At 70.6% G+C, this 25,606-nt stretch carries 26 protein-coding genes; 14 read left to right on the top strand and 12 right to left on the bottom strand.

Going from position 1 to position 25,606, the window contains the following annotated elements; all coding sequences use genetic code 11:
• Positions 1 to 21: 21 nt before the first annotated feature.
• The 5 genes from atpD (at position 22) to LG334_RS20240 (ending at position 6,345) form a co-directional block, all read left to right on the top strand.
• Positions 22 to 1,446, top strand: a complete 1,425-nt coding sequence (gene atpD, locus LG334_RS20260) for a F0F1 ATP synthase subunit beta (RefSeq protein WP_404380918.1) — start codon at positions 22 to 24, stop codon at positions 1,444 to 1,446.
• 123 nt (positions 1,447 to 1,569) lie between these two features.
• Entirely contained in the window at positions 1,570 to 1,971 is a 402-nt protein-coding gene (locus tag LG334_RS20255; RefSeq protein WP_404380916.1) for a F0F1 ATP synthase subunit epsilon, read from the top strand.
• A 287-nt stretch (positions 1,972 to 2,258) separates the two neighbouring features.
• A complete protein-coding gene (locus LG334_RS20250; RefSeq protein WP_404380914.1) occupies positions 2,259 to 3,086 on the top strand; it encodes an acyl-ACP desaturase in 828 nt (275 codons plus the stop codon).
• 141 nt (positions 3,087 to 3,227) lie between these two features.
• Positions 3,228 to 5,753: a putative bifunctional diguanylate cyclase/phosphodiesterase gene (locus LG334_RS20245; RefSeq protein WP_404380912.1), complete on the top strand. Its 2,526-nt coding sequence runs from the start codon at positions 3,228 to 3,230 to the stop codon at positions 5,751 to 5,753.
• A gap of 94 nt (positions 5,754 to 5,847) precedes the next feature.
• A complete protein-coding gene (locus LG334_RS20240) occupies positions 5,848 to 6,345 on the top strand; it encodes a CIA30 family protein (RefSeq protein ID WP_404380910.1) in 498 nt (165 codons plus the stop codon).
• Here LG334_RS20240 and LG334_RS20235 read toward each other — a convergent pair.
• Positions 6,319 to 6,849 carry a MarR family winged helix-turn-helix transcriptional regulator gene (locus LG334_RS20235; protein ID WP_404380908.1) on the bottom strand — a complete coding sequence of 177 codons (531 nt, stop codon included), beginning with the start codon at positions 6,847 to 6,849 and terminating at the stop codon, positions 6,319 to 6,321. The two genes, LG334_RS20240 and LG334_RS20235, sit on opposite strands and share 27 nt — an antisense overlap.
• A gap of 93 nt (positions 6,850 to 6,942) precedes the next feature.
• On the opposite strand from LG334_RS20235, the gene LG334_RS20230 reads away from it, so the two are divergent.
• Together LG334_RS20230 and LG334_RS20225 are read left to right on the top strand one after the other, a co-directional pair.
• A complete protein-coding gene (locus LG334_RS20230; RefSeq protein WP_404380906.1) occupies positions 6,943 to 7,401 on the top strand; it encodes a hypothetical protein in 459 nt (152 codons plus the stop codon).
• Positions 7,398 to 8,000 carry a DUF2269 family protein gene (locus LG334_RS20225; protein ID WP_404380904.1) on the top strand — a complete coding sequence of 201 codons (603 nt, stop codon included), beginning with the start codon at positions 7,398 to 7,400 and terminating at the stop codon, positions 7,998 to 8,000. Before LG334_RS20230 ends, LG334_RS20225 begins: the two co-directional genes overlap by 4 nt.
• Here LG334_RS20225 and LG334_RS20220 read toward each other — a convergent pair.
• Positions 7,979 to 8,359 (bottom strand): DUF2237 family protein, encoded by a 381-nt coding sequence (locus LG334_RS20220; RefSeq protein ID WP_404380902.1) that lies wholly within the window; start codon positions 8,357 to 8,359, stop codon positions 7,979 to 7,981. The two genes, LG334_RS20225 and LG334_RS20220, sit on opposite strands and share 22 nt — an antisense overlap.
• A gap of 145 nt (positions 8,360 to 8,504) precedes the next feature.
• Between LG334_RS20220 and LG334_RS20215 the strand changes: the two genes are divergently transcribed.
• Together LG334_RS20215 and LG334_RS20210 are read left to right on the top strand one after the other, a co-directional pair.
• Positions 8,505 to 9,053, top strand: a complete 549-nt coding sequence (locus LG334_RS20215; protein WP_404380900.1) for a hypothetical protein — start codon at positions 8,505 to 8,507, stop codon at positions 9,051 to 9,053.
• Positions 9,053 to 9,385: a hypothetical protein gene (locus LG334_RS20210; protein WP_404386418.1), complete on the top strand. Its 333-nt coding sequence runs from the start codon at positions 9,053 to 9,055 to the stop codon at positions 9,383 to 9,385. Before LG334_RS20215 ends, LG334_RS20210 begins: the two co-directional genes overlap by 1 nt.
• A 60-nt stretch (positions 9,386 to 9,445) precedes the next feature.
• Here LG334_RS20210 and LG334_RS20205 read toward each other — a convergent pair whose 3' ends face one another.
• The 8 genes from LG334_RS20205 to LG334_RS20170 all read right to left on the bottom strand — a co-directional run bounded on the left by LG334_RS20205 (position 9,446) and on the right by LG334_RS20170 (position 19,484).
• Complete coding sequence (locus LG334_RS20205; RefSeq protein WP_404380898.1) at positions 9,446 to 10,981, bottom strand: cobyric acid synthase; 1,536 nt, start codon at positions 10,979 to 10,981, stop codon at positions 9,446 to 9,448.
• Between the two features lie 10 nt (positions 10,982 to 10,991).
• Positions 10,992 to 11,966: a lipid-binding SYLF domain-containing protein gene (locus tag LG334_RS20200; RefSeq protein ID WP_404380896.1), complete on the bottom strand. Its 975-nt coding sequence runs from the start codon at positions 11,964 to 11,966 to the stop codon at positions 10,992 to 10,994.
• 73 nt (positions 11,967 to 12,039) lie between these two features.
• Complete coding sequence (gene cobO / locus LG334_RS20195; RefSeq protein WP_404380894.1) at positions 12,040 to 12,678, bottom strand: cob(I)yrinic acid a,c-diamide adenosyltransferase; 639 nt, start codon at positions 12,676 to 12,678, stop codon at positions 12,040 to 12,042.
• Positions 12,675 to 16,403 carry a cobaltochelatase subunit CobN gene (gene cobN / locus LG334_RS20190; protein WP_404380892.1) on the bottom strand — a complete coding sequence of 1,243 codons (3,729 nt, stop codon included), beginning with the start codon at positions 16,401 to 16,403 and terminating at the stop codon, positions 12,675 to 12,677. Before cobN ends, cobO begins: the two co-directional genes overlap by 4 nt.
• Positions 16,404 to 16,406: 3 nt before the next feature.
• Complete coding sequence (gene cobW / locus LG334_RS20185) at positions 16,407 to 17,501, bottom strand: cobalamin biosynthesis protein CobW (protein ID WP_404380890.1); 1,095 nt, start codon at positions 17,499 to 17,501, stop codon at positions 16,407 to 16,409.
• Positions 17,498 to 18,103 (bottom strand): bifunctional adenosylcobinamide kinase/adenosylcobinamide-phosphate guanylyltransferase, encoded by a 606-nt coding sequence (gene cobU / locus LG334_RS20180; RefSeq protein ID WP_404380888.1) that lies wholly within the window; start codon positions 18,101 to 18,103, stop codon positions 17,498 to 17,500. Before cobU ends, cobW begins: the two co-directional genes overlap by 4 nt.
• Positions 18,103 to 18,693, bottom strand: a complete 591-nt coding sequence (locus LG334_RS20175; RefSeq protein WP_404380886.1) for a histidine phosphatase family protein — start codon at positions 18,691 to 18,693, stop codon at positions 18,103 to 18,105. The genes cobU and LG334_RS20175 overlap by 1 nt, the downstream gene beginning before the upstream one ends.
• A gap of 2 nt (positions 18,694 to 18,695) precedes the next feature.
• Positions 18,696 to 19,484 (bottom strand): adenosylcobinamide-GDP ribazoletransferase, encoded by a 789-nt coding sequence (locus LG334_RS20170; RefSeq protein ID WP_404380884.1) that lies wholly within the window; start codon positions 19,482 to 19,484, stop codon positions 18,696 to 18,698.
• A 77-nt stretch (positions 19,485 to 19,561) separates the two neighbouring features.
• Between LG334_RS20170 and cobT the strand changes: the two genes are divergently transcribed.
• The 3 genes from cobT (at position 19,562) to LG334_RS20155 (ending at position 22,434) form a co-directional block, all read left to right on the top strand.
• Positions 19,562 to 20,599, top strand: a complete 1,038-nt coding sequence (gene cobT, locus LG334_RS20165; protein WP_404380882.1) for a nicotinate-nucleotide--dimethylbenzimidazole phosphoribosyltransferase — start codon at positions 19,562 to 19,564, stop codon at positions 20,597 to 20,599.
• 159 nt (positions 20,600 to 20,758) lie between these two features.
• Positions 20,759 to 21,661, top strand: coding sequence for an OmpA family protein (locus LG334_RS20160; RefSeq protein ID WP_404380880.1), 903 nt, complete (start codon positions 20,759 to 20,761; stop codon positions 21,659 to 21,661).
• A gap of 86 nt (positions 21,662 to 21,747) precedes the next feature.
• Positions 21,748 to 22,434 (top strand): dimethylsulfonioproprionate lyase family protein, encoded by a 687-nt coding sequence (locus tag LG334_RS20155; protein ID WP_404380878.1) that lies wholly within the window; start codon positions 21,748 to 21,750, stop codon positions 22,432 to 22,434.
• A 96-nt stretch (positions 22,435 to 22,530) separates the two neighbouring features.
• Here LG334_RS20155 and LG334_RS20150 read toward each other — a convergent pair whose 3' ends face one another.
• Together LG334_RS20150 and LG334_RS20145 are read right to left on the bottom strand one after the other, a co-directional pair.
• On the bottom strand, positions 22,531 to 22,872 hold the full coding sequence (locus LG334_RS20150) for a DUF2794 domain-containing protein (protein ID WP_404380876.1): 342 nt from the start codon (positions 22,870 to 22,872) through the stop codon (positions 22,531 to 22,533).
• A gap of 120 nt (positions 22,873 to 22,992) precedes the next feature.
• Entirely contained in the window at positions 22,993 to 23,364 is a 372-nt protein-coding gene (locus tag LG334_RS20145; protein ID WP_404380874.1) for a hypothetical protein, read from the bottom strand.
• A gap of 169 nt (positions 23,365 to 23,533) precedes the next feature.
• Here LG334_RS20145 and LG334_RS20140 point away from each other — a divergent pair, with 169 nt between their 5' ends.
• A complete protein-coding gene (locus tag LG334_RS20140; protein ID WP_404380872.1) occupies positions 23,534 to 24,250 on the top strand; it encodes a tetratricopeptide repeat protein in 717 nt (238 codons plus the stop codon).
• A 2-nt stretch (positions 24,251 to 24,252) separates the two neighbouring features.
• Entirely contained in the window at positions 24,253 to 25,599 is a 1,347-nt protein-coding gene (locus LG334_RS20135; protein WP_404380870.1) for a PQQ-binding-like beta-propeller repeat protein, read from the top strand.
• The last annotated feature ends 7 nt before the right edge of the window (positions 25,600 to 25,606 follow it).

Below are 25,606 nucleotides of genomic sequence, written 5' to 3'. Positions count from 1 at the left end.
GTTCGTAAGGAGCTTAATTCCATGGCGCAGAACAACGTCGGTACCGTCACCCAGATCCTGGGCGCCGTCGTGGACGTCAAGTTCGAAGGTGAACTGCCGAACATCATGTCGGCGCTCGAGGTTGACAACAACGGCCAGCGGCTTGTGCTCGAGGTGGCCCAGCACCTTGGTGAGGCGACGGTTCGCACCATCGCCATGGAGACCACCGACGGTCTGACCCGCGGTGCCAAGGCCACCGCCACCGGCCAGCCCATCGCCGTGCCGGTCGGCCCGGAGACGCTCGGCCGCATCATGAACGTCATCGGCGAGCCGGTGGACGAGCGTGGTCCGGTGAACACCAAGGCCCGCTGGCCGATCCACCGCGAGGCGCCGAAGTTCGCCGACCAGTCCACCGAGACCGAGATCCTGGTCACCGGCATCAAGGTCATCGACCTGCTGGCCCCCTACACCAAGGGCGGCAAGGTCGGCCTGTTCGGCGGCGCCGGCGTGGGCAAGACCGTGCTCATCATGGAACTCATCAACAACGTCGCGAAGGGCCACGGCGGTTACTCCGTGTTCGCCGGCGTCGGTGAGCGTACCCGCGAGGGCAACGACCTCTACCACGAGATGATCGAGTCCGGCGTTATCGACCTCGAAGGCGGCAACTCCAAGGCCGCCCTGGTCTACGGCCAGATGAACGAGCCGCCGGGCGCCCGTGCCCGCGTCGCGCTGTCCGGCCTGACCCAGGCGGAATACTTCCGCGACGAGGAAGGCCAGGACGTGCTGTTCTTCGTCGACAACATCTTCCGCTTCACCCAGGCGGGTTCGGAAGTGTCGGCGCTGCTGGGCCGCATCCCCTCGGCCGTGGGCTACCAGCCCACCCTGTCGACGGACATGGGCGCCCTGCAGGAGCGCATCACCTCGACCAACAAGGGCTCGATCACGTCCGTGCAGGCCATTTACGTGCCCGCCGACGACCTGACCGACCCGGCGCCCGCGACCTCGTTCGCCCACCTGGACGCCACGACCGTGCTCAACCGCTCCATCGCCGAGCTGGGCATCTACCCGGCCGTGGACCCGCTGGACTCCACGTCCCGCGCGCTCGACCCCAAGGTGGTCGGCCAGGAGCACTATGAGACGGCCCGTGAGGTGCAGCGTGTTCTGCAGGCCTACAAGTCCCTGCAGGATATCATCGCCATCCTGGGCATGGACGAACTGTCGGAAGAGGACAAGCTGACGGTCGCCCGCGCCCGCAAGCTGCAGCGCTTCCTGTCGCAGCCGTTCCACGTGGCCGAGGTGTTCACCGGCTCGCCGGGCGTCTTCGTGAACCTGGAAGACACCATCAAGGGCTTCAAGGGCATCATCAACGGCGACTACGACCACATGCCCGAGCAGGCCTTCTACATGCTCGGCACCATCGACGAGGCCGTCGAGAAGGCCAAGAAGATGGCGGCCGAAGCCGCGTAAGCGGTCGGTTGATGCCACGCAACGGCCGGGGCGCGATCCTGTTTCCGCACGATCGCGCCCCGTCTTTCGGGAAGTATAGGGCCCACTCGCCGCTTGCGGCACATACGGGCCGTCGGAGGAACCATGGCGGAAACGCTTGAATTCGAACTGGTCTCGCCGGAGAAGCTGCTGGTCTCCGAGCCGGTCGAGATGGTGATCGTGCCCGGGTCCGAGGGCAACTTCGGCGCCATGCCGCGCCATGCTCCCATGCTGTCCACCGTGCGCCCCGGCGTGCTGGACATCTACAAGGACGGCAAGGTCGCCAACCAGATCTTCGTCGCTGGCGGTTTCGCCGAGGTGACCGAAGAGCGCTGCACGGTCCTGGCCGAAGAGGCCGTCGTGCTGTCGGACCTGACGCGCGACACCGTCGAAAAGCGCCTGCAGGCCGCCCGCGACGCCGAGCAGGAAGCCGACACCGACGTCGAGAAGGCGCAGGCCGCCAAGAGCGTCGCCGTCGCCGAGGCCATGCGCGACGCCATCGCCTGATCGACGGTAAACGGCCCGGCCGGCAGAACGCCGGGGCCAGGGCTGAAGAACTGGAAAGAGGGGCCGGCGCTGCTGCCGGCCCCTCTTTCCGTTCCGTCTGCGGCGGCCGGGCGAAGCAGGATGGCACTCTTTGGGCGGGGATGCCGCGCGACGGCATTTTTTGCGGCAAGCCCATTGGAATCGTTACCAATTGTGCGACGCGACACGACGCTTCCGCGTTGTTGAAACCATGGCCGGCACGCCCATCATCAGAATGGACGGCACCACGTTGCAACCGAGGAACCGACATGAAGCACTGGACGCTTGAGGACATTCCCTGGGACCGCTACGACCCGTCGAAGGTCGATCCGGAGATCCTCAAGGTGATCAAGGCTGCCGCCATGGTGGAGCGCAACGCGGCGGATTATACCGCCTATCTGCGCAACGTGTTTCACGACGACAGCTATTTCGCCGACATGGCCGGCCATTGGGAAGCCGAGGAAATCCAGCACGGCGACGCCCTGGGCCGCTGGGCCGAGATGGCCGATCCCAGCTTCGACTATCGCGATGCCTTCCGCCGGTTCCGCGAGGGCTATCAGATTCCCATCGACGTCGACGCCTCCACCCGCGGCTCGCGAACAGGCGAACTGATCGCGCGCTGCATCGTGGAAACCGGCACCAGTTCCTTCTACAGCGCCCTGCGCGACGCGGCGGAGGAGCCGGTCCTGAAGGAGATCTGCCACCGCGTCGCCGGCGACGAGTTCCGCCACTACAAGATGTTCTACACCCACATGAAGAAGTACCTGGACCGGGAGAACATCCCGACCTGGCGGCGGATCATGGTTGCGGTGTCGCGCATCAAGGAGAGCGAGGACGACGAACTGTCCTACGCCTACTACTGCGCCAACTTCGACGACAGCCATCCCTACGACCGCAAGACGGCCAACCTGGCCTATGCGGCGCGGGCTTTCAGCTGCTATCGCGCTCCGCACGTCGAGCGCGCTTCCAACATGGTGCTCAAGGCCGCCGGCATCCGTCCGCACGGCCGCTTCGGGCGGTTCTTCGGTTCCATGATGTGGAAATATGTCTCCAAGCGCTCGCGACGGCTGGAAGAGGATCTCAAGGCGGCGGCCTGAGGGCCGGCCTGCCGTTGTCGGCACGGCGGCGGGGCGGGCGGTGTTCCAAAAAAGTGTCACTGGCCCGGATCAAGACGATTGGCTAACACTTTCGGCTCATAAGGCACACCGATCGTTCCCTCCTGACTCCGGGATCTCCCCATGGCCGGAGCCGCCGCCCCGCCGCACCGCTCCCTTGCGGTCCCCGACTCCGCCTCCCACGACGGCGCGGCCATGCCGCCGCCGCCCGCGCCCCAGTTCGGCATTCGCGCCAAGTTGTGGGCGGCGTTCCTGGCCATTGCCGGCGCCACCGCCCTGGTCAGCGTTCTGGCGTGGGCGACCTTCAGCAACACGGCCGGCACGCTCGACCGCATCACCGGCGAGCGCATTCCCACCCTGGTGGAGCTGTCGCGCCTGGCGCAGCGGTCCAACGCGCTGATCGCCAGCGCGGCGTCGGTGGTGTTCGCCGGCAGCGAGGCGGAACTGGCCGCCGAGTCGGCGCGCGTCGCCCAGGCTGAGGACGCCTTCATCGCCACCCACCGCCGCCTGCGCGACGCCATGGGCGCCACGCCCGCGGTGCGCAAGGTCGCCGAGGTGTCCGGGCGCATCAGCGCCAGCCTCGCCCTTCTGCGCTCGGCCATGCGGCAGCGGTGGGAGCTTGCCGCGCGCCAGGCGCGGCAGCTGGAGCAACTGGACGTCCTGCACCAGGAATACCGGATGCTGGTGGGCGAACCGGCCGCCGACGCCGGTGCCCGCTGGACGTTTCTGACAGAGATAAACCGTCTGCTCGTGCTGCTGGGCAGCGTGCGCGACGCCGCGACGGCGACCGAGGTGGAGCACCTGCGCCGCAAGGTCGCCGCGACGCTCGACGCGGTGGACCGCCTGCGTGATCGGCAGGGCGGCGATGCCCTGGCACCGGGCGCGGCGGAGGCGCTGGATTCGTTCCTGCGGCGCCTGCGCCGCCTGGCGGAGGGCGAGGGCAACCTGATTGATCTGCGGGCGCGGGAGCGCCAGGCGCGCGCGGTGGCGGCGGCTCGCCTGGTGGACCTTCAGGCCCATTCGGCGGCGCTGGATTCCGCCATCAGTGTACTCAGCCGCACCGCCCAGCGTCGTATCGACGCCGACCGCGATGCCGCCACCGACGCCCTCGGCCGCAGCAAGATCACCCTTGCCCTGGTCGCCGGAGCGGCCATGCTCGCGGCGCTGCTCATCGCATGGCTCTACGTGGGTCGCAGTGTGGTGCGGCGCCTGACGAAGCTGGACCACAGCATGCGCGCCATCGCCGCGGGCGACCTGGACCATCCCATTCCCGTCGGCGGCCGCGACGAGGTCACGGCCATGGGATATGCGCTGACCACCTTCCGCGATGCCATGGCGCGGGTCGCCCACCTGGCCCGGCATGACGGCCTGACGGGGCTGGGCAACACGCTGGCGTTCGAGGACGCTGTCGCCCACACGCTGGGAACGGCCCAGGGCGGCGCAGTGCTCTACCTGAACCTGGACGGTTTCAAGGACATCAACGACACCTTCGGTCATTCCACCGGCGATCGCGTGCTGGTGGCCGTGGCCGAGCGCCTGCGCCGCCGGGCGCGGCCGGGCGACGTGGTGACGCGGCTGGGCGGTGACGATTTCGCCCTGGTGATCCCGGCCATGACCGAGGCGCACGAGGATCTGCTGGTGAACTATGTGGAGCAGCTGTCGCAGGGTCTCGGCCAGCCGGTGGATGTCGAGGGGCTGACCATCGAGGTCAAGGGCACTTTCGGCATCAGCTTCCACCCGCGCGACGGCCGGCGCCCCCAGGACCTGCTCCAGCGCGCCGAGATGGCCATGCATGACGCCAAGCGCCACGGCGCCGGCGGGGGTGTGAGCGTCTATGCGCCCCGCATGTCGGAACAGCAGCAGGAACGCAAGGCCATCCGCGGCGAACTGCGCCGGGCCATCGAGAACCGTCAGTTTTCGCTGGTCTACCAGCCCAAGATCGACATCGCCTCGGGCCGTTGCGTCGGCATGGAGGCGCTGGTGCGCTGGGACCACCCGCAGCGCGGCCGCATCCGCCCCGACCAGTTCATCCCGGTGGCGGAGCGTTCCGGCCTCATCGCGCCCCTGGGCGAGTGGGTGATGCGCGAGGCCTGCCGACAGAACAAGGCGTGGCTGGACGCGGGCCTGCCGCCGCTCAAGGTGGCGGTGAACGTCTCGGCCGTGCAGTTCCTCTGCCAGGACGTGGTGGAGATGGTGGCGCGGGCCCTGCGCGACTCCGGCCTGCAGCCGCGCCACCTTGAGGTTGAGATCACCGAAAGCGTCATCATGACCGACGCCGCCAAGGTCATGCGCATGCTCGACGGCCTGCGCGACCTGGGGGTGAGCCTCGCCATCGACGATTTCGGCACGGGATACTCGTCGCTCAGTTACCTCAAGCGCCTGCGGGTACACTGCCTGAAGATCGACCAGTCCTTCGTGCGCGAGATGCTGCGCAACGACGAAGACGTGCGCATCACCCGCGCCATTCTCAACATCGCCCGCGACTTCGGGCTGGAGGTGGTGGCCGAGGGCATCGAAACCGCCGACCACGCGGCCTTCTTCAAGGCCGAGGGCTGCCACCTGGGGCAGGGCTATTTCTGGGGAAAGCCCATGTCGCCGGTCGACTTCCACGGCTATGTCAGCCGCGACTTGGCGGCCGCGGCATCATGATGACGGCACGGCGCGGTCCCCGGCGTGCCTTTGCAGAGCCGCGCCCGGCATCCCAGGTAAGGGGAACGGATTCAAGGACGGAAAGGCGCCCCACATGCTCATCACCGACGTCGCCAGCGGCGAAGGACTGGTTCCCGCCGGGCAGTGGTATGTCGCCACGGACCAGGTCATGGGCGGCGTTTCCGAGGGTGGCGCCGTGGTCGAGCACGTCGAGGGCCGCGCGGCCCTGCGCCTGACCGGAGAGGTGTCGTCGGCCAACAACGGCGGCTTCCTGCTGCTGGGCTGCCGCTTCGGGCGCGAAGTGGATGCGTCCGGCTTCGGCGGCCTGGAGGTCGACGTGCGGGGTGTCGGCGGCGGCTATGTGCTGTCGCTGCGCACGGCCGACCTGTCGCGCCCCTGGCAGAGCTACCGGGCGCCCCTGGAGGCCGGCGACGGCGCCTGGCACCGGATGACCGTGCCGTTTTCCGCCTTCACGGCCAACAAGACCGACGCGCCGCTCAACCCGACCCGCCTGACGCGCCTCGCCATCGTGGCGACGGAGAAGGACGCGCCGGCGGACGTGGCCCTATCCCGCGTCGCCTTCATCGACTGACCGCGCCAGCCCCGCGGCCAGCGCCCGCACCAGATCGCGAGCCTTCTGCCGGTCCTCGGGCGGCAGGACGGCCTCGGCGCGCGCGTTGACGGCGTCGGCGGCGGCCAGGGCCGGCTCGCGCAGGGCCCGGCCGTGATCCGTCAGGTGGACGATCATGCGGCGGCGGTCGGCGGGGTCGCGCTCGCGCACCACCAGCCCGTCGCGCGCCATGCGGTCGAGCGTGCGCACGAGCGTGGTCTCGTCGAGCGGCAGGTCGCGCGCGATCTCGCGCTGGCTGCGGCCGTCCCGCGCCCACAGCGCCAGCAATACCGGAAAGGCGCCGGTGGTCAGGCCCAGCGGCTCCAGCCGCTGCCCCAGCGCCTGGGCGAACAGGCGGGCGGCCCGGTTGATGAGAAAGCCGGGACTGTCGTCCACCCGGAAGGGGCCGGCACCCGAGTCGCGGTCGATGGTCCAGGAGTCTTCGATGGTCATGGCGCCGACAGCATGGCCGTAAGTGCTTGGCATGGCAAGGGTCCGAGACGCCGCCGCATAAATACATGGTATAGCATGGAATGCTATGGCAGGCTTTTCCGGCCTCGCAACCGGGAGAATTCTGCCATGCGCACCCTTGCCAGAACCGCTCACATGATCGGCTTGGCCGCCTTCGTCGGCACCGTCCTGTCGCACGTACTGGTGTCCGCCGTCGCCGACCCCAACGAGCCCTCCGGCTACCATGCCCTGATGGTGCTGAAGGACACCGGCACCCGGTTCGTGCTGATCCCGGGCCTCGTCCTCATGGGGCTGAGCGGTGTTTTCATGGCCTGGCGCCTGCCGCGGCCCTGCCCGGTGTGGCTGAAGGTGAAGCTGGTGCTGGTCGCCGCGGCCGCCGCCAATGGCCTGCTGGTCCTGATGCCGGCCGGCGCGCACATAGCCGACGCGGCGTCCGCCGGCGCCTTCGCACCCGACGCCCTGGCGCGGGAAGCCGTCGCCGGCCCGGTCAACGTAGCCCTGATTCTGGCGATCCTGGTCCTGTCCATCGCGCGCCCGTCGCGCCGGCGGACGGAGGCGCTGTCATGACCGCCTTCGACCTGGCCCGCTTCGGGCATCTGATCGGTGTGATGCTGATGTTCGCCGGACTGGCGGGGGTCTTCGTCTGCGACCTGCGCGGCCGCCGGGCGCTCACAATGGACGCCGCCCGCGAGTCCGCGGCCCTGGTGGCGCTGTTCTATGACGGGCTGGTGGTGCCGGGCGCGGTGCTGCTTGGCGCGGCCGGAACCTGGATGATCTGGGCCGTCCACGGCTGGGACGGCCTGTTCGGCCAGCCGTGGCTGCTGGCCATGGTCGCCCTGTTCGCGCTGGAATTCGTGGAGGGCAACACCATCACCCGGCTCGCCTTCCTGAAGCTCAACCGCCTGACCCGGGAGGCCGGATCCGTCCCCGGCGCGGCCCTGACGCAGGCGCGGGAGTCGCGGCTGAGCGTCTTCACCCACTTCCTGGACATGCCGATCCTGCTGGTGATCATCGGGCTCGGCGTGTTCCGGCCCATGGAATGGGCGCCGATCCTGATCGCCCTCGCCGGTGCGGCCGGTGTGGCAGCGGTCCTGACCGTGGCCGTGCCGCGGTTTGTGCCGTGGCGGACGGGTGAGCCTGGGTCTCAGGTCAGGTCCAGGGCGTAGTCCTTGAGCACGTCCATGGGAATGACCGCCAGCGTTTCCTCGTGCGTGGACTTCAGTACCACGCGCGGGGCGACGCCGGCCTCGTGCGCCTCGCGCCAGCGGCCGGCGCACAGGCACCAGCGGTCGCCGGGCTTGAGGCCGGGAAAGCCGAACTCGGGGCGCGGGGTGGACAGGTCGTTGCCCGCCTTCTTGGAGAACTCCAGGAATTCAGCCGTCATCTCGGCGCAGATCAGGTGCAGGCCGAGGTCCTCGGGCCCCGTTTCGCAGCAGCCGGTGCGGTAGAAGCCGGTGCGCGGGTTTTCACTGCACGGCGTCAGCGCATCGCCGAAAACGTTGGTCTGCTCCGAGCGGTCCGACATGGGGTCTCCTTTCCTGTGCGACGCCCTGGAGATGGCGGCCGGGAGGGGCGCCGTCAAGCGCCCGACGCCTGCCGCGTCAACGGTTTCCCCATCGTGAACGTTCTTCCGGTACAACCGCCTTCCCAGGATATTCGCCCGATCGGACATGACCCCCAGCCGCCTGCGCTACGAAACCTACCGCGACCTCTACCAGTCCGAACGCGCCCGCCGTGACGAGATCCGCGGCGGCGTCGGCACGCCCGTGGCGGCGCTGGCGTTTTCCGTCTACTCGCTGGCGGCCGTGGCGGCCAACTTCGATGCCGGCAAGTGGTCTTCGGGGACCGGCATCGCCATCATGATGCTGGCCGGGCTGGCGGTGCTGACGCTGGTGGCCGGCTCGGTGATGATTGTCCGGGTGGAGATGGATTTCGTCTACCTGGACCCGCCCGACCTGCGCGAGTTGGTGGCGGCGGAAAAGCGCCTGCGCGCGCACGACAGCCAGGACGACCAGCGCGTCACCGACGAGCGCGTCGTCGCCCAGTTGCAAGACCTGTTGGCGGCGGCCTACGACATCGCCTACCGCCGCTACTTCGCCGGCAACGAACAGGCGGCGCGCGACCGCACGCGGGGCCTGCGCCTTTTGATCGTGGCCCTGGCGATCCTGTCGCTGGCACTGGCGGTGCTGCCGTTCCACAACGGTGGAGGGACCCCGTGATGATCGACCTTCTGTCGCGGCTCTACCGACGTACCCGCGGCCACCGCAAGACCGAGGACCTGCCCAAGTGGATTCGCAAGCGCATGTACCGCGAGCTTCTGGCCGTGCGCGACCAGGAACACGAGATGGCGGAGCTTCTGGACCTGCCGGTGCCGCCGCGCCTGTCCGTGGTGGACGAGGAACGCATCGCCATGCTGCGGCCTCGCGACCGCGACCTTCTCGGCCTGGACGAGATGATGCGCCGCGCCCGCGAGGAAAAGCGCGAGGAGGAAACGCAGCGGCGCGAGGAGCGCAGCCGCCGCCGCCACGAGGCCCGCGAAGGGGAGGGCTGACGAAGAAGCCGGATTTCCGGCCCGCCCGGTACCGGGGCTGGTGCTGGCGGCCGCCGGTGCTCAGCCGGCCTCGGGCGTGGAGGCGGTGGCGGTCTCGGGCCTGGCGGCGGCGGAGACACTGATGCCGGCGGCGCAAGCCAGCGCGTCCACGTCCACCGATGCCGCCAGGTGGTCGGCCAGGGCGTCCAGCGCCGCCTCCACCCCCGCCGCATAGTCCAGCGCCCCGTCATCCTCGCCGAGGCCGAGAAGCCGGCGGCGGAAGGCGTCGGCGCCGAACAGGCCGTGCAGGTAACACCCGCGCACCCGGCCGTCGGCCGAGACCGCGCCATCCGGCCCGCTGCCGTCGAGCGTGAGCCAGGGGTTCGCGCGGTCGGGGCCTTCGGTCACCCCCATGTGCATTTCGTAGCCGGCGACGGACAGGCCCGTGCCGGCCTCGGTGCCGGCGGCCTCGCGCAGGGTCTTGGGGCCGCGCATGACGGTGTCGACGTCCAGCAGGCCCAGGCCCGGCGCCTCGCCGGGCGGACCTTCGATGCCTTCAGGGTCGCGCACCATGCGGCCGAGCATCTGGTAGCCGGCGCAGATGCCCACCACGCGGCCGCCGCGCCGCAGGTGGGCGGCAATGTCCACATCCCAGCCCTGCGCCCGCAGGAAGGCCAGGTCGGCCAGCGTCGCCTTGGAGCCGGGAATGATGACGATGTCGGCATTGCCCGGCACGGCCTCGCCGGGCTGCACCCAGGTCAGTGCCACGTCGGGCTCGGCGGCCAGCGGATCGAAGTCGTCGAAGTTGGCGACGCGCGACAGCCGCAGGATCGCCACGGTCACCGGCGCGCCGTCGTGTCCCGGGCCGGCCCGCTGGTCCAGCGCCATGGCGTCCTCCGCCGGCAGCGCGCGGGCGCCGTTGAACCAGGGCACGACGCCGAAGCTCGGCCAGTCGGTGCGGTCCGTCACGATGTCCAGTGCCGGGTCGAACAGTGACGGGTCGCCGCGGAACTTGTTGATGAGATAGCCCTTGATGCGTGCCCGCTCAGGCTCCGGCAGCAGGGCGTGGGTGCCGACCACCTGGGCCAGCACGCCGCCCCGGTCGATGTCGCCCACCAGCACCACCGGCACGTCGGCAGCCTCGGCGAAACCCATGTTGGCGATGTCGGACGCCCGCAAGTTGACCTCCGCCGCGCTGCCCGCGCCCTCGATCAGCACCAGGTCGGCTCCGGCGGACAGGGTGTGGAAGCTGTCCAGCACGCGGGGCAGCAGGCTTTTCTTCAGGCGGAAGTAGTCGCGCGCCGTGGCGTTGGCCAGCACCTCGCCCTGTACCACCACCTGCGAGCCGACGTCTGTCTGGGGTTTCAGCAGCACAGGGTTCATGTGGCGCGAGGGCTGAACCCCACAGGCGCGGGCCTGCAGGGCCTGGGCGCGGCCGATCTCGCCGCCGTCGGGGGTGACGGCGGCGTTGTTGCTCATGTTCTGGGGCTTGAAGGGGCGGACGGTCAGGCCGCGCCGGGTGAACAGCCGGCACAGGCCCGCAACCAGCAGGCTCTTGCCGACGTCCGACCCGGTGCCCAGCAGCATCAGCGCCGGCGTGCGTGTTCCGCCCGTCATGCCGTGAGGCCTACTGGCCGGTGGCGGACGGCGGCGGCAGTTGCTCGCCCTGGATGGGGTCCAGCGGCTCGCTCTCGATCGGCGCGATGCGGGTGGGGCCGGAGTTGCCGGACGGCTGCATCTGGCCCTGGCCCTGGCCCTGGCTGCCCTGCATCCAGCTTTCGTCCTGACCCTGCGGCTCCGGCCGCGGCTGCGCCTGCATCTGACCCTGTCCCTGGCCCTGAGCCCCGGCCGGCGATTGCTGCTGGCTGTAGGGGGCGGTGTCGACGTCGCCGATGTTCTCCACCGACAGGGCCTCCCACAGCGGTTCGGCCTCGGGATTGGGATAGCGGCGGTCGAGCACGATGGCCTTGGGCGTGGCGCCCCGGCCGTAGAAGGCCTGGTTCCAGTCGTGGCGCGGTTTGATGACCGCCCCTTCCACGGACACGCCGCCATAGGCGCCCTTGGCGTGGGCGAAGGCCAGGATGTCGTTCTGCATGTTGGTGGTGGTGGCGGCCTCCAGGCTGGCGCCCTTGTGCACGAAGGTGACGCCGACGTTGGCGCCCAGCTTGAATTCGTCGTTCATCAGCGCCGTCAGGCCGCGGTCGGTCATGATCATGAAGACCATTTCCACCTGCTGCGCGCCGATCTGGAAGCCCAGAGACCCCGCGCCCATGCGATAGAAGGCGGGCGCCGACCAGTCGCCGGTGCGGTCGCGGCTCATGAGCAGGCCGTTGCCGTAGGCGCCGCCGATGATGAAGCCGCCCTTGAAGAACTGCGGCACGATCAGCACGCCCTTGGCGCGCTGAAGATACCGGTTGAAGTTGTTCTCGAAGTTTTCGTCGCCACGCACGCTGTAGACGGTGGAAATGCTCTCGTTCAGGACCGATCGCGCGTCGGCCAGGTCTTCCTGGACGCTGGCGGCGCCGGCCGGCGCCGGTGCGGCGGCACCGGCAAGGACGCTGAAGACGATGGCCAGGCCGAGGGTGAGGGCTCGCAGGATCATGAAGGCGTCTCCGCAGTGGCGACAGGGGCGCGGGCGTCGGGTAGCCGCCCGCCGATAATGCGCTGACGGGGCGTCAGAATTCCACCCCGGCCTGGGCCTTGATGCCGGCGCGGAAGGGGTGCTTGACCACCTTCATCTCGGTCACCAGGTCGGCGCGCTCGATGACCTCGTCCAGGGCGTTGCGGCCGGTCAGGACGGCGTGCTGGTGGATGGGGCGGGCCTCCAGGGCCTCGATGACCTCTTCCGTCGGCAGGTAGCCGTAGCGCAGGACCACGTTGATCTCATCGAGGATCACCATGCCGTACTCGGGATCGGCCAGCCATTCCCTGGCGACGTCGAAGGCGCGGCGGGCGGCGGCGATGTCGCGCTCGCGGTCCTGGGTCTCCCAGGTGAAGCCCTCGCCCATGGCCTTGAAGGTGACCTGGTCGGGAAACCGCGCCAGCACGTCGCGTTCGGCGGTGTCCATGGCGCCCTTGATGAACTGCACCACGCCCACCTTCATGCCGTGGCCGACGCAGCGCAGGGCCATGCCGAAGGCGGCCGTCGACTTGCCCTTGCCGGCGCCGGTGTTGACGATCATGACGCCGCGCGTTTCCGTCTTTTCCGACAGGATCTTGTCGCGGATGGCCTTTTTCTTGGCCATCTTGGCCTTGTGGCGGGCGTTGAGGTCTTCGTCCTCGGGTCCGGCGCCGGGGGCGGGGGTGTCGGTCATGGCTTGGTCGTCTCCCTTATTTCGTCCAGCACGCGGGGCACGTCGTTGCGCCGCGACCGCCACAGGCCGCGCCGCTGCGCCTCGTCGAACCGGTCGGCCATCTCCGAAAGGGCGGCCGGGTTGTGGTCGGCGAGGAAGCGGCGAACATCCTCGTCCACCATGTAGGCATCGAATATGGCGTCAAAATGGTGGTCGGACACGCAACGGGCGGTCGCGGCGAAGGCAAACAGGTAGTCCACCGTCGCCGCCATCTCGAAGGCGCCCTTGTAGCCGTGGCGCATGACGCCCGCGATCCACTTGGGGTTCGCGGCGCGGCCCCGGACGATGCGCGCGATTTCCTCGCCCAGCGTGCGGATGCGCGGGCTTTCGGGGCGCGAGTGGTCGGGGTGGTAGGTCGCCGGCTGACGGCCCGACAGGGTACGGACGGCCGCCGTCATGCCGCCCTCGAACTGGTAGTAGTCGTCGGAATCGAGCAGATCGTGCTCGCGGTTGTCCTGGTTCTGGACGACGGCGTCCACCTTCGACAGCCGGTCGCGGAACAGCCCGTGCTCGGCCGCGCCCTCGGTTCCCGCGCCGTAGGCGTAGCCGCCCCAGGTGACGTAGGCTTCCGCCAGATCGGCGTCGGTGTCCCAGCCGCCTTCATCGATGTAGGCCTGAAGGCCCGCCCCGTAGGCGCCGGGCTTTGAGCCGAACACGCGGGAGGCGGCGCGGCGGCGGGCGGCGGGCTCGTCGCCGCCCAGCGCGGCGGCGTCGGCGCGCACGCGGGCGGCCAGCGGATTGACGTCGTCGGGCTCGTCCAGCTCGGCCACCGCACGGGCGGCTGAGTCGAACAGGTCGATGAGGGCCGGGAAGGCGTCGCGGAAGAAGCCGGAGATGCGCAAGGTCACGTCCACGCGCGGCCGGTCGAGCACGCTCGCGGGCAGGATCTCAAACCCCGTGACACGGCGCGAGGCGCTGTCCCAGGTCGGCCGCACGCCCATGAGCGCCAGCCCTTGGGCGATGTCGTCGCCGCCGGTGCGCATGTTGGATGTGCCCCAGGCGGTGATCGCCATGGCGCGCGGCCATTCGCCGTTGTCCTGCCAGTGACGCTCCAGCAGCAGGCCGGCGGACTTCCATCCCAGGTGCCAGGCGGCGGGGGTGGGAACGGTGCGGGTGTCGACGGAAAAGAAATTGCGCCCGGTCGGCAGCACGTCCGGCCGTCCCCGCGTCGGCGCGCCCGACGGACCGGGCGGCACGAAACGCCCGGCGAGGCCCGTCAGCAAGCCTGTCAACTCGGCTTCTCCGCTGGCGTCCACGGCGGGAGCCAGCGTGTCGCGGACATGGGCGAGGGCGGCGGCGGTGCGGGGCCAGGCGGGGTCGGCCGTGGCGGAGCCCGCCACCAGCGCGCGGGCCAGCAGCTCCAGCCGCTCCACCGTGTCGCCGGTGGTGCGCCAGGTCTGGGCGTCGATGTCGGCCAGCACGGCGGGCCGCGCCCCGTCCCACGGATCGGCCGGCGGGCAGTCCAGCGGGTCGAAGCCCGCCGCCAGTTCCAGGTCGGCGGCGAGCGCGCGGGTCAGCGCCAGGTCCTCCCGCCCCGCCGGGGGCACGCGGCCGAGCGCCACCAGAAGGTCGGTGCGCTGGTCGCCCTCGGGGCTGCGGCCGAAGATGTGCAGGCCGTCGCGGATTTGCAGTTCCTTCAGCTCGCACAGGTGGGCGTCGAGCTTGGAAAGCGCCGTCTCGGCATCGTCGTTGGGCGCGATGCCCAGGTCGTCGTCCAGGCCGGTGGAGCGGGCGAGCGACAATATCTCTTCCCGCAGCACCTTGAGGCGGCGCGGATCGACGCCGGCGGCCTCGAAATACTCGTCCACCAGGGCTTCCAGGTCCTTCAGCGGCCCGTAGCTTTCGGCGCGGGTCAGCGGCGGCGTCAGGTGGTCGATGATGACCGCCTGCGCCCGGCGCTTGCCCTGCGTCCCCTCGCCGGGATCGTTGACGATGAAGGGGTAGAGGTGCGGCATGGCGCCGAGGGCGGCTTCGGGGAAGCAGTCTTGCGACAGCGCCAGGGCCTTGCCGGGCAGCCATTCCAGGTTGCCGTGCTTGCCCATGTGGACGACCGCCTGGGCGCCGAAGCTCTCGCGCAGCCAGATGTAGAAGGCGAGGTAGCCGTGCGGCGGCACCAGGGCGGGGTCGTGGTAGCTTTCCACCGGGTCGATGTTGTAGCCGCGCGCCGGCTGGATGCCCACGGCCACGTTGCCAAGCGGCAGGACCGACAGCGCAAAGCCGCCACGGCCGGCGCGGAAGTGCGGGTCGTCCTCGGGCCCGCCCCAGCGGTCGGAGACCTGCGCGCGGACGGCCTCCGGCAGCCTGTTGAAGCCGGCACGGTAAGCCTCCAGCGGCAGGACCACGCGCACCGTGCGGGCATCGCGGGCGGTCAGGTCGTTGGTCACGCCCTCCTGAAGCGTGCGGATCAGGGCGTCGCCGTCCTCGGGTACATCGGGAAGGTCGTAACCTGCCGCCTTGAGGGCCTCCAGCACCGCGACCGTTCCGGCGGGCGTGTCGAGGCCGACGCCGTTGCCCAGCCGCCCGTCGCGGGTGGGATAGTTCGCCAGCACCAGTCCGATGCGCCGATCCTCCGCCGGGGTGCGCCGCAGCCGCGCCCAGCGGGCGGCAAGCTCCGCGACGAAGCGCACGCGGTCGGCGACGGGCTTGTGGCCGACCACGTCATGCTGGGTGTCCTCGTCCCGGCGGATGAGGCCCTTGAAGCTGACGGCGCGGGAGAGTACACGCCCGTCCACCTCCGGCAGGGCGACGTTCATGGCGATGTCGCGCGACGACAATCCGCGCGCGCCCTCCCGCCAGCCGTCTTCCCCGCTGCCGGCGAAGACAACCTGCAACACCGGGCAATCGGCGACGGCGAAGGGCGTGTCCTTGGGATTGCCGGGGGCGGCGACGGCAAAGCCCGTGGCGTTGAGGATGACGCCGGGCGCGGCATCCCCCAGCACGCTCTCCACCACGCCGGCGGCCATGGGGTCCTTCAGACTGGTGACGAACAGCGGCAGCGCGTTGACGCCCTGGTCCCGCAAGGACGTGCACAGCGCATCCACCACGTCGGTGTTCCCCGCCTGCACCAGCGCGCGATAGAACACCACCGCCGCCACCGGCGCATCGGGCACCCATGCGGCCCGCATGTCCTCCAGCGTCGTGCCCAGCGGGTAGAGCCCCGCCGACGGCAGGGGTGCGGGCTCCCGCCAGTCCACATCCTGCCCCAGCAGGGTGGCGGCGTAGCGCAGGAAGTGCTCCGCGTTGCCGGTGCCGCCGTGGATCAGGTAGCGCCACAGGCGGTCGCGGGCCGCCGGCTCCAGGGTCGAGGCGCGGCCCAGATCCTCGTCGGGCTTGTCGTCGCCGGGCAGGAAGGCCAGCGCGATGCCCTTGCGGCGGCACAGGCGCTCCAGTTCCTCAACGCCGTAGGGCCAGTAGCCGCGCCCGCCCAGGAGCCGCACGATCACGAGCTTCGCACCGGAAATGACGCTGTCGACGTAGAGGTCGACGCTCATGTTGTGGCCGAGGTGCAAAAGGCTCGCCAGCCGCAGCGAGGGCACCGCGTCCCCCAGAACCCGGCGGGCGTGGGAGAGGCAGGCCAGTTCGCTGTCGGCGGCGGACAGCACCACGATATCGGCGGGCGTCTGCCCCAGGTCGACGGCGTCCGATCCGTCGTCGATGCCTCCGGGCGTCGCGGCAAGCAGATGCATGGATCAGGCGGCGCCGGCGGAACCGGAAAGCGGCGCGGCCTGGGCTTCGTCGGCGGTGCGGCCCTCGCGGATTTCGCGGGCGACGGCGGCGCGGTCGATGCCGTGCAGGCCGATCACCACCAGATGGCTCTTGCGCGCCTCGCCGGCCTTCCACGGGCGGTCGAACCAGCGGTCCAGGCGCGGGCCGACGCCCTGCACCAGCATCCGCGCCGGCTTGCCTGGGATGTCGAGGAAGCCCTTGATGCGCAGGATGTCGTGATCCTCCACGGCAGCGGCCATGCGCGCTTCCAGGGCCTCCAGGTCATCGACCGCGCCGAACTCCACCACGAAGGTGTCGAAGTCGTCGTGGTCGTGATCGCCGTCGGCGTCGTCGTGGTGGCTCGGGCGCGTGTCCAGGTCGTCCTCGGCGCCCGCGTCCAGGCCCAGCAGCACGGCCGGGTCGACCTTGCCGTAGGCGGCGGGAACCAGCTTGACGCCGGGGCGCAGGCGGGCGCGCAGGTCCTGCTCCAGCACGTCCATGCCCGCCTCGTCCAGCAGGTCCGCCTTGTTGAGGATTACCAGATCCGCACAGGACAGTTGATCCTCGAACACCTCTTCCAGCGGGTTGTCGTGGTCGAGCGCCTCGTCGGCCTCCCGCAGCTTCTGCACGGCGTCCGGGTCGTCGGCGAAGCGGCCGGCGGCGACCGCATGGGCGTCGACCAGCGTCACCACGCCGTCAACGGTGACGCGCGAGCGGATTTCCGGCCATTGGAAGGCCTTCACCAGCGGCTTGGGCAGGGCCAGGCCGGACGTCTCGATGACGATGGCGTCGGGCGGATTGTCGGCCAGCACCAGCTTTTCCATGGTGGGCAGGAACTCGTCGGCCACCGTGCAGCAGATGCAGCCGTTGGCCAGTTCCACGATGTTCTCGTCGTCACACCCCGGCACGCCGCAGCCGGTCAGGATTTCGCGATCCATGCCGAGATCGCCGAACTCGTTGATGACCAGGGCGATGCGCCGGCCTTCCGCATTTTCCATCAGGTGGCGGATCAGCGTGGTCTTGCCGGCGCCGAGGAAGCCGGTGATGACGGTCGCGGGGATCTTGCGGGCTGCACTCATGATGAAGGGCTGTTCCTTGTCCGTGACGGGTCGGAGGGGATGTTCTTGAGAATGAGAGGCACTCCGGCCGCGACGAAGATAACGCGATCGGCGGCCTCGCTCACCACCTGATTGAGCCGCCCGGCCTGATCCCGGAAGGACCGGCCGAGCATGCTGTCGGGGACGATGCCGAGGCCCACCTCGTTGGAGACCAGCACGACGGGCGCGTACGTCCCGGCCAGGGCGTCGCGCAGCCCGTCGATGGCGAATTCGATGTCGCGCGGCGGGTCGGCCAGCATCTGGTTGGTGAGCCAGAGCGTCAGGCAGTCCACCAGCACAGGCTCGCCTGGGTTCACGCGGGGCAGCAGGGTGGACAACTCCAGCGGTTCCTCGATGGTTCGCCAGAAGCCGCTGCGCCGCTCGCGGTGCATGGCGATGCGGGCGGCCATCTCGTCGTCCCAGGCCTGTGCGGTGGCCACGTAGGTGGCGCGCGCGGCGCCGGAGACGCGGATGATCTGCTCGGCCAGCCGGCTCTTGCCCGAACGCGCGCCGCCGATGATGACGGTGAGCGGCGGCAGGGGGCTGAAGTCGGCGGGAGAGGGCGGCACGACGGAGGGGAGCATCAGGGGCGGGGCCTCCAGTTGACCAGATGGACCGCCGCGCCCTCGGCCACGACGTCGACGCGGCTGAGCGACAGCGGCTCCACCCCGAAGCATAGGGCGGGAGCGGGGTCGGCTTCCAGCCCCATCGCCAGCGCCAGAGCGGCGCGGATGGTGCCGGCATGAACCACCGCCACCACGTCGTGCCCGCGTTGTGCCTCTGCAAGCCTTGCGATACAGGTGCTCACCCGCGCCACCTGGTCGGCGAAGCTTTCCCCGCCGGGCGGACGGGCGGTGGCGGGAGCCCGCCAGAAGCCGGATGTCTCGGCGGGGGAGAGGCCGGACCACGTCCGCCCCTGCCAGGCGCCGAAGTCCTGTTCCCGCAGGTCGGGCTCGGTCGCGGCTTCGGCGAAACCCAAGGCTTCCGCCGTGGCGCGGCAGCGGGCGAGGCCGCTGGTGACGGCCGCCGCGCCCGGCGGCAGCACTTGGCGCAGGGCCGAGACGGCGGCGGCGTCCATGGCACGGCAGGGGCGGTCGAGCACGCCGACGATCTCGCCGGGCGCGGCGTCGACCGGCGCGTGACGGACCCACCAGAAGCGCGTCGCACCCTCCATGCTCAGGCTCCGGCCAGTGCGGAGAGGGTGAGGAGGACGGTGGCCTGCGTCACCTGCTCCACCGCGCCCAGGACGTCGCCGGTATGGCCGCCGATCTGCCGGCGCGCGAGCCCCGTCATCAGCAGCACGGCGATCAGCCCCAGGGCGAACAGGGGCGCCAGCGTCGCCGCCGGCAGCAGCACCGCCGCCGCCACCGCCGCCAGCACCAGCGCCACGCCGAGCCGCAGGGCTCCCGGCGATCCGGCCGCCGCGCCCAGACCGTCGGCACGGGCGGGCGGCAGCAGGACCATGGTCAGCGGAATGGCGGCCCGCGACAGCCCCATGGCCGCGATCAGGCCCGCGCCCGCCGCCGAAGGGCCGCCGGACTCCAACAGCGCGGCCAGCGCCCCGGCGCGCAAGGCCACGCTGAACAGCAGCGCCAGCACGCCGTAGGAGCCGACGCGACTGTCGCGCATGATCTCCAGCTTGCGCTCGCGGGTGTGGCCGCCGCCGAAGCCGTCGGCCACGTCGCCCAGCCCGTCCTCGTGCAGGGCGCCGGTCAATGCGACGGTGACGGCCAGGGCCGCCAGCGCGCCCACCAGCGGCGACAGACCGGCAAGCGCCGCGCCCCACAGCGCGAGCGCGCCGGCCAGTCCGACCGCCAGCCCGACCAGCGGGAAGGCCCAGGCAGCGTGGCCCACGGGCGCCCGCGCCGCGGCGTCGGCCAGCCGGGGCAGGGGCAGGCGGGTGAGAAAGACGAAGGCCAGATGGGCTTCCCCCATGCGGCCGGCGGTCGGCGGATCTGACGCCATCGTCAATGATTTCCGGCGGGCTTCGGTGTATGGATCGGGCCGAACAGTTTCATTCCGCAGCCGAAGGTGCAAGCAAGATGTCCGTGACCGTGCGCTCTCTCGCCGATTTCCGCGCCCTGCTGGCCGATCTGCCCGGCCCCGACGCCGAGGCCGCCGCCGCCGCCGCCGCGCGCGAGCCGCAACTGACCAAGCCGCCGGGATCGCTGGGACGGCTGGAGGACCTGGCGGAATGGTTGGCCGCCTGGCAGGGTCGCCATCCGGCGCGGCTTGAGGACGTGCGGGCCTGCGTCTTCGCCGGCAATCATGGCGTGGCGGCCCTGGGCGTCTCGGCCTTTCCGGCCTCGGTGACGGCGCAGATGGTGGCGAACTTCCAGGCCGGCGGGGCGGCGGTGAACCAGCTCTGCCGCGCGGTGGGGGCGGAGCTGATGGTGACCGCGCTCGACCTGGACCGCCCGACGGCCGACTTCACCAAGGGTCCGGCCATGACCGAGGGCGAGGTGGTCGCCGCGCTCAACGCCGGCCTGGAGCAGATGACGGCAGCACCGCCCGATGCGCTGTGCGTCGGCGAGATGGGCATCGCCAACACCACCAGCGCCGCCGCCATCGCGCTGGCGCTGTTCGGCGGCTCGCCCATGGAATGGACCGGCCCCGGCACGGGCGTGGAAGGCGAGGCGCTGTCCCACAAGGCGCGCGTGGTGGCCGAGGGCGTCGCCGCCAACACCGCCGATGCGCCCGACGGGCTGGAGGTGCTGCGCCGGCTCGGCGGGCGTGAGTTGGCGGCCATCGCCGGCGCCGTGGCCGGGGCGCGTCTTGCGCGCGTGCCGGTGGTGCTCGACGGCTACATCACCACCGCCGCCGCCGCCTGCCTGGAGGCCGTCCGCCCGGGCGCGCTGGATCATTGCGTCGTCGCCCATGCCTCCGCCGAGCCGGGCCACGGACGCCTGGTCGAGAAGCTGGGCAAGCGGGCCATCCTGGACCTGGGGATGCGCCTCGGCGAGGGTTCCGGCGCGGTGCTGGCGGCCGGCGTGCTGAAGGCGGCGGCGGCCTGCCACGCCGGCATGGCGACCTTTGCCGAGGCGGGCGTGGCCGACAGAGCCGCGGTCGAGGAGGCCTGACCGGAGGGAGACGGCCGAAAGAGGCACGCGCGCAAGGGGAAAGGGCTCGAAGGGCTATGTCCCCAGGGTTTAGGAACCGGCCGGAGAAGCGGGACGTTGGCTGGAAAAGCGCGCGGAGGCTTTCGCGCGTTGGTTTCTGTCCTTGAGGAGGTTTGCGACATGCATCCGATCATCCGCGTTGCCGTTCCCGCCGTCGCGACCGTGACGCTGGCCGCCTGCGCCAATCCGTACATGATCGAAGACGCCAAGCAGGTGACCCCGCAGGGGTCGCAGTTCACCCAGAGCCTGGCGAAGAACTACAGCGACTTTACGCGGTTCGAGTCGGATGAGATGTACGACTGGCCCGACGCCGACCACTTCGCCAGGAAGACCCTCGCCGCTGCCGAGGGCCGTCGCGTGGCGCCCGAGGACCCGCGCGACTGGGATATCGACAACGCGGAATGGCGCGCCGACCTGCGTGTGGCCCGCAATGCCCTGGTCACCGCCTACCGCGATGGCGCCCGCGAGAAGAACCCGGTGGTCGCCGCCTCGGCCCAGTCCAACTACGACTGCTGGGTCGAGCAGTCCGAGGAAGGCTGGCAGATGGACCACATCGCCGAGTGCCGCGAGGGCTTCATCAACGCCATGAACCAGCTTGGCGAGCGGCCGGCGCCGCAGCCGGCCCAGGCGCAGGCGCCGGTGCTGGTGTTCTTCGACTTCGACGTCGCCCGCGTGCCCTCCGAGGCCGATCCGCTGCTGAACTCGGTCGCCGAGGTGGCGCAGGAGAACCCGAACCTTGAACTTCAGGTCGTCGGCCACGCCGACCGCGCCGGCTCGGTGCCCTACAACAACCGCCTGTCCGAACAGCGCGCCCGCAACGTCGCCCAGGCGCTGAGCGCCCGCGGGGTGCCCATGGACCGCATGAGCGTCGACTGGAAGGGCGAGCTTGACCCGCGCGTGCCCACCGGCGACGGCGTCCGCGAGCCGGAAAACCGCCGCGTCGTCATCCGCGGCATGATGACCGGGGACATGATGTCCATGTCCGGCGGTGCCGGCGGCATGAACCAGACCGCCGGCAACTGACCGGCCTTCGTCCGCTTCCCGGCAAGGCCCGCGGCGCACCTGTCGCGGGCCTTTCCTTTTTCGCTGGACCGAAAGGGAGGCTCGCCATGACCGAGGGCGTCCGGCGCCTTGCCGACGTGCCCGACTGGGGCTACCTGCTGGCAGAGTTCGATACCGCCTACCGCTATCGCTCGGCGGGCGGCAGCCGCCTCATCCGGGGCCACATGAAGGCGGTGCGCGAGCGCCTGTCGCGGTGCGTCGCCGCCGACCCGCCGCTGGATTTTCCCCCGCCCGAACGGAAGCCCGTCTGCGCTCACCTGGGCCGTGCGCTCGACAATGGCGAGCGCGACACCATGAGCGGCATGGTGCGCGCCGTCGACAAGGTGAAGGACTGGCTGACGTGGCGGCACGGCTATGCCTCCATGCCCCGCCACCTGGAAAAACGCTATGCCTATGCCGACATCCTGGGGCCGCACGGGCCGGTGTACTGCAAGGAGCTGACGCTGGGGCTGGTCCTGTTCGCCCCGCGCACCACCTATCCGGCCCATGCCCACAGCGGCATCACGGAAAGCTACATCTGCCTGTCGGGCGCGACGTCGGAGAACGATGCCGGCGTCTACGTGCCCGGCGCGATGATCCTGAACGTGCCCGAGCACGACCATGCCATCACCACCTCGGACCGCGAGCCGGCCCTGCTGGCCTACGCCTGGGTGGGCACGCCCGAGGACCTGGCGAACCAGGAGATGGTCTTCAGCCGCAGGCGCAAGCCGGCGCCGCTGGACCGGAATCCATGAGGGATCGGGCGATTCAGGCCGCGCGGCAGGGTGGCCGGCGCCGCAGGTGGACCGCTCACGGCCATCCTGGCCTGGGCATCCACCGGACGGGCCGCCTCACGTCGACAGCAGCTTGACCTTCTTGTCGAAGATCGACAGCACGTCGAGCAGGCTGGTGCTCTGGCGGATTTTGCGGTCGGTGTCGTAGAGAAGGAAATCCGGCTTGGCGTTGGCCGAGCGCGGCGCCAGCTTCACGAAGGTGAAAGCTGGTCGTTCGTGGGTGTGGCGGTGAACGGTGAACCGCGCCATGCCGGGCTCGTGCCCGATGGCGTAATCCCGCCACTCGCCCTTGGCGACGTGGCGGCTGTACAGGGCCAGCAGGGCGTTCAGTTCCGTGCGCGTGAAGTACACGGGGCTGCCGCGCCGTCTGCGGTCCGCGAGCCGGATGACCTTTGACATGGGGGTCTGCCGTGCCTCCCTCGGGTCCGCGTGAACGTCATCTATTGTTCACGCTTCGCGCCGACGGAGCAAGGATGGAATGGCGGTCCGCCCAGGTGGAAAAGGCGTTGGCCGGCCAGTCTACTGGTCGTTCAGCCCCCGCGTGCGGGGCACCACGATTCCCACAAGCGAATCGTGCGGGTTGGGGCTGGGCTGGGCATAGCAGGTGACGTTGCCGAGCGTGCGGTAGCAGTACTTGGTCTGCGCCGGCAGGGGCGCGACCAGCCCCTCGTCGTCGGGCAGGCACCAGACGTCGCCAAGGCTGAGACGCACCGTCGAGCAGTCCTGCGGGCCCATGGACGCGACGTGGTCGATCAGCGTCTTGTCAGTGTTGATGAGGCTGGCCGTGCCGGCCCCGGCAAGCAGGGCGCCGCCTTCGGTGCAGGCCGAGAGGGCGGCGACGGTGCAGGCGGCGGCCAGCAGGGGCGCCCAGGGCAGGCGGATGCGCGACACGTTCGATTTCCCCAGTGATACGCTCGGCAGGGTCGATTCCAGGCCCGCAGTATGGCGCACGGACGTTAACGAGTGCTGAAGGCCGTCCTGTGGGCGCGGCGATTGCCTTAGCCTTCGCGACACCTTATGTTTGGCGCTCGATTTTTTGAAGGGTCGTTAGGAGCTACGCGTGGCCGACCGTCGCGAAGATGCCGCCCAGGACGCTCTGTTCCGGGAAGTGGATGAAGAACTTCGCCATGAGCAAATGGCGTCGCTGTGGAAGAAGTACGGCGGCGTGGTCATCGCGGCCGCGCTCGCCATCGTGCTGTCGGTCGCCGGCTACCAGGGCTGGCAGGCCTGGCAGACCAACGTGCGCGAGGACGAGGCCGCCCGTTATCAGGCCGCGGTGACCCTGCTGGAGCAGGGCGACGCCGAGGCCGCCCTGTCGCGGCTGGAGGCCCTGGCCGACGACGCCTCCACCGGCTACGGCGCGGTGGCGGCCCTGCGCGGCGCCGCCCTGGCGGCCGAGCGGGGCGATGCGGCGGCGGCCGTCGAGGCCTACCGCGCCATCGCCGGCAACAGCGCCGTCGACCCGGCCTTCCGTGACCTCGCCACCGTGCTCGCCGTCCTGCACGCCATGGAGGGCGGCGTCGAAAATCCCGATGCCCTGATCGCCGAACTGCAGCCGCTGATGGACGAGGAGGACGCCTTCCGGTTCTCGGCCATGGAGCTGACGGCGCTGCTGTCCCTGCGCCAGGGCGATGAGAGCCGCGCCCGCGACCTGTACGCCCGCATCGTCGATTCGAGCGCCGCGCCGCAGGCCCTGCGGGGCCGCGCCGGGGCCATGCTCACCAGCCTGGGCGGCGCGCCGTCCGCCGCCGGCGATGACGCCGGGACGGAGGGCTGATCATGCTGCGTCGCGTTCCCTTCTCCGTGCGCGCCCTGGCCGTGGCCGCCATCACCCTGCCGCTGCTGTCGGCTTGCGGCGGCGAGACCTGGTTCGGCGAATCGGAAGACCCGCCGCTGCCCGGCACGCGCATCAGCGTCCTGGAGATGCAGACCGGGCTCGAGGCCCAGGCCGACGGCGCCGCGCCGCAGATCGTCCTGCCGCCGCCCGAGCCGGCCCGGTCCTGGCCCCAGGCGGGCGGCCTGGCGCATCACGCCATGCAACACATGACGCTGGGCGACAACCCGCAGCGCGTCTGGCAGGCCGACATCGGCTCGGGCGGCGGGTCACGCGATCGGCTGCTCGCCCAGCCCATCGTCGCCGGGGATCGCGTCTACACCATCGACACCGAAGCCCGTGTCTCGGCCTTTGACCTGACCACGGGACGGAAGGTGTGGGAGACCGACCTTCTGCCCGAGGACGAGGACACCAACACCCTGCTTGGCGCCGGCCTCGCCTATGCCAACGGCCGCATCTTCGCCGCCACCGGCCTGGCGCAGGTGGTGGCGCTGGATGCCGGCACGGGGGCGGAAGCCTGGCGCACCACCGTCAGCGCGCCCATGCGCGCCGCGCCCACCGTGGACGGCGGCCGCGTCTTCGTGGTGACCATCGACAACACGGTTCTGGCCCTGGCGGCGTCCGACGGCCGCACGCTCTGGAGCCAGCCGGGCGTCGCCGAGGCGACCGGCCTTCTGGGCGGTGCCGCGCCGGCGGTGGATGCCGGCACGGTGGTGGCGCCCATGCGGTCGGGCGAGCTGATGGCCCTGACGGTGGACACCGGACGGCCGCTGTGGTCCGACAGCATCGTGGCACCGCGCCCCGTCGACGCCACCGCCAATCTGGCCGACATCAACGCCCGTCCGGTCATCGACTCGGGCCGGGTCTACGTCGTCAGCGCCTCGGGCCTGATGACCGCCATCGACATGCGCACGGGCCAGCGCGTTTGGGACATTCCCCTGGCCGGCATCGAGCAGCCCTGGGTCGCCGGCGGCGTGCTCTACGCGCTCAGCATGGATGCCGACCTGGCCGCCGTCGACGCCCGCACCGGCCGCGTGCTGTGGGTGACGCCCCTGCCGCGGTGGAAAGACCCCGACGACCGCAGGGGCCGCATCCTGTGGTCCGGTCCCGTGCTGGCATCGGACCGGCTGATCATCGCCGGCAGCCACGGCGAGGCCATGAGCGTCAGCCCCTACACGGGCAAGGTGCTCGGCCGCACCGACCTGCCGGACGGCATCACCCTCGCCCCCATCGTGGCCCAGGACACGCTGATCTTCCTGACCAATGACGCCGACCTGGTGGCGTACCGCTGACCGCGCG

The organism is Caenispirillum salinarum, from assembly GCF_044803115.1.
Taxonomy (GTDB): domain Bacteria; phylum Pseudomonadota; class Alphaproteobacteria; order Rhodospirillales; family Rhodospirillaceae; genus Caenispirillum; species Caenispirillum salinarum_A.
This window is presented reverse-complemented; position numbering and strand designations above follow the sequence as displayed.

Bases quoted from the DNA above. Each gene is read 5' to 3' on its own strand.
- atpD (WP_404380918.1), top strand. From the start codon at position 22: ATGGCGCAGAACAACGTCGGTACCGTCACCCAGATCCTGGGCGCCGTC.
- LG334_RS20255 (WP_404380916.1), top strand. From the start codon at position 1,570: ATGGCGGAAACGCTTGAATTCGAACTGGTCTCGCCGGAGAAGCTGCTG.
- LG334_RS20250 (WP_404380914.1), top strand. From the start codon at position 2,259: ATGAAGCACTGGACGCTTGAGGACATTCCCTGGGACCGCTACGACCCG.
- LG334_RS20245 (WP_404380912.1), top strand. From the start codon at position 3,228: ATGGCCGGAGCCGCCGCCCCGCCGCACCGCTCCCTTGCGGTCCCCGAC.
- LG334_RS20240 (WP_404380910.1), top strand. From the start codon at position 5,848: ATGCTCATCACCGACGTCGCCAGCGGCGAAGGACTGGTTCCCGCCGGG.
- LG334_RS20235 (WP_404380908.1), bottom strand. From the start codon at position 6,849: ATGCCAAGCACTTACGGCCATGCTGTCGGCGCCATGACCATCGAAGAC.
- LG334_RS20230 (WP_404380906.1), top strand. From the start codon at position 6,943: ATGCGCACCCTTGCCAGAACCGCTCACATGATCGGCTTGGCCGCCTTC.
- LG334_RS20225 (WP_404380904.1), top strand. From the start codon at position 7,398: ATGACCGCCTTCGACCTGGCCCGCTTCGGGCATCTGATCGGTGTGATG.
- LG334_RS20220 (WP_404380902.1), bottom strand. From the start codon at position 8,359: ATGTCGGACCGCTCGGAGCAGACCAACGTTTTCGGCGATGCGCTGACG.
- LG334_RS20215 (WP_404380900.1), top strand. From the start codon at position 8,505: ATGACCCCCAGCCGCCTGCGCTACGAAACCTACCGCGACCTCTACCAG.
- LG334_RS20210 (WP_404386418.1), top strand. From the start codon at position 9,053: ATGATCGACCTTCTGTCGCGGCTCTACCGACGTACCCGCGGCCACCGC.
- LG334_RS20205 (WP_404380898.1), bottom strand. From the start codon at position 10,981: ATGACGGGCGGAACACGCACGCCGGCGCTGATGCTGCTGGGCACCGGG.
- LG334_RS20200 (WP_404380896.1), bottom strand. From the start codon at position 11,966: ATGATCCTGCGAGCCCTCACCCTCGGCCTGGCCATCGTCTTCAGCGTC.
- cobO (WP_404380894.1), bottom strand. From the start codon at position 12,678: ATGACCGACACCCCCGCCCCCGGCGCCGGACCCGAGGACGAAGACCTC.
- cobN (WP_404380892.1), bottom strand. From the start codon at position 16,403: ATGCATCTGCTTGCCGCGACGCCCGGAGGCATCGACGACGGATCGGAC.
- cobW (WP_404380890.1), bottom strand. From the start codon at position 17,501: ATGAGTGCAGCCCGCAAGATCCCCGCGACCGTCATCACCGGCTTCCTC.
- cobU (WP_404380888.1), bottom strand. From the start codon at position 18,103: ATGCTCCCCTCCGTCGTGCCGCCCTCTCCCGCCGACTTCAGCCCCCTG.
- LG334_RS20175 (WP_404380886.1), bottom strand. From the start codon at position 18,693: ATGGAGGGTGCGACGCGCTTCTGGTGGGTCCGTCACGCGCCGGTCGAC.
- LG334_RS20170 (WP_404380884.1), bottom strand. From the start codon at position 19,484: ATGGCGTCAGATCCGCCGACCGCCGGCCGCATGGGGGAAGCCCATCTG.
- cobT (WP_404380882.1), top strand. From the start codon at position 19,562: ATGTCCGTGACCGTGCGCTCTCTCGCCGATTTCCGCGCCCTGCTGGCC.
- LG334_RS20160 (WP_404380880.1), top strand. From the start codon at position 20,759: ATGCATCCGATCATCCGCGTTGCCGTTCCCGCCGTCGCGACCGTGACG.
- LG334_RS20155 (WP_404380878.1), top strand. From the start codon at position 21,748: ATGACCGAGGGCGTCCGGCGCCTTGCCGACGTGCCCGACTGGGGCTAC.
- LG334_RS20150 (WP_404380876.1), bottom strand. From the start codon at position 22,872: ATGTCAAAGGTCATCCGGCTCGCGGACCGCAGACGGCGCGGCAGCCCC.
- LG334_RS20135 (WP_404380870.1), top strand. From the start codon at position 24,253: ATGCTGCGTCGCGTTCCCTTCTCCGTGCGCGCCCTGGCCGTGGCCGCC.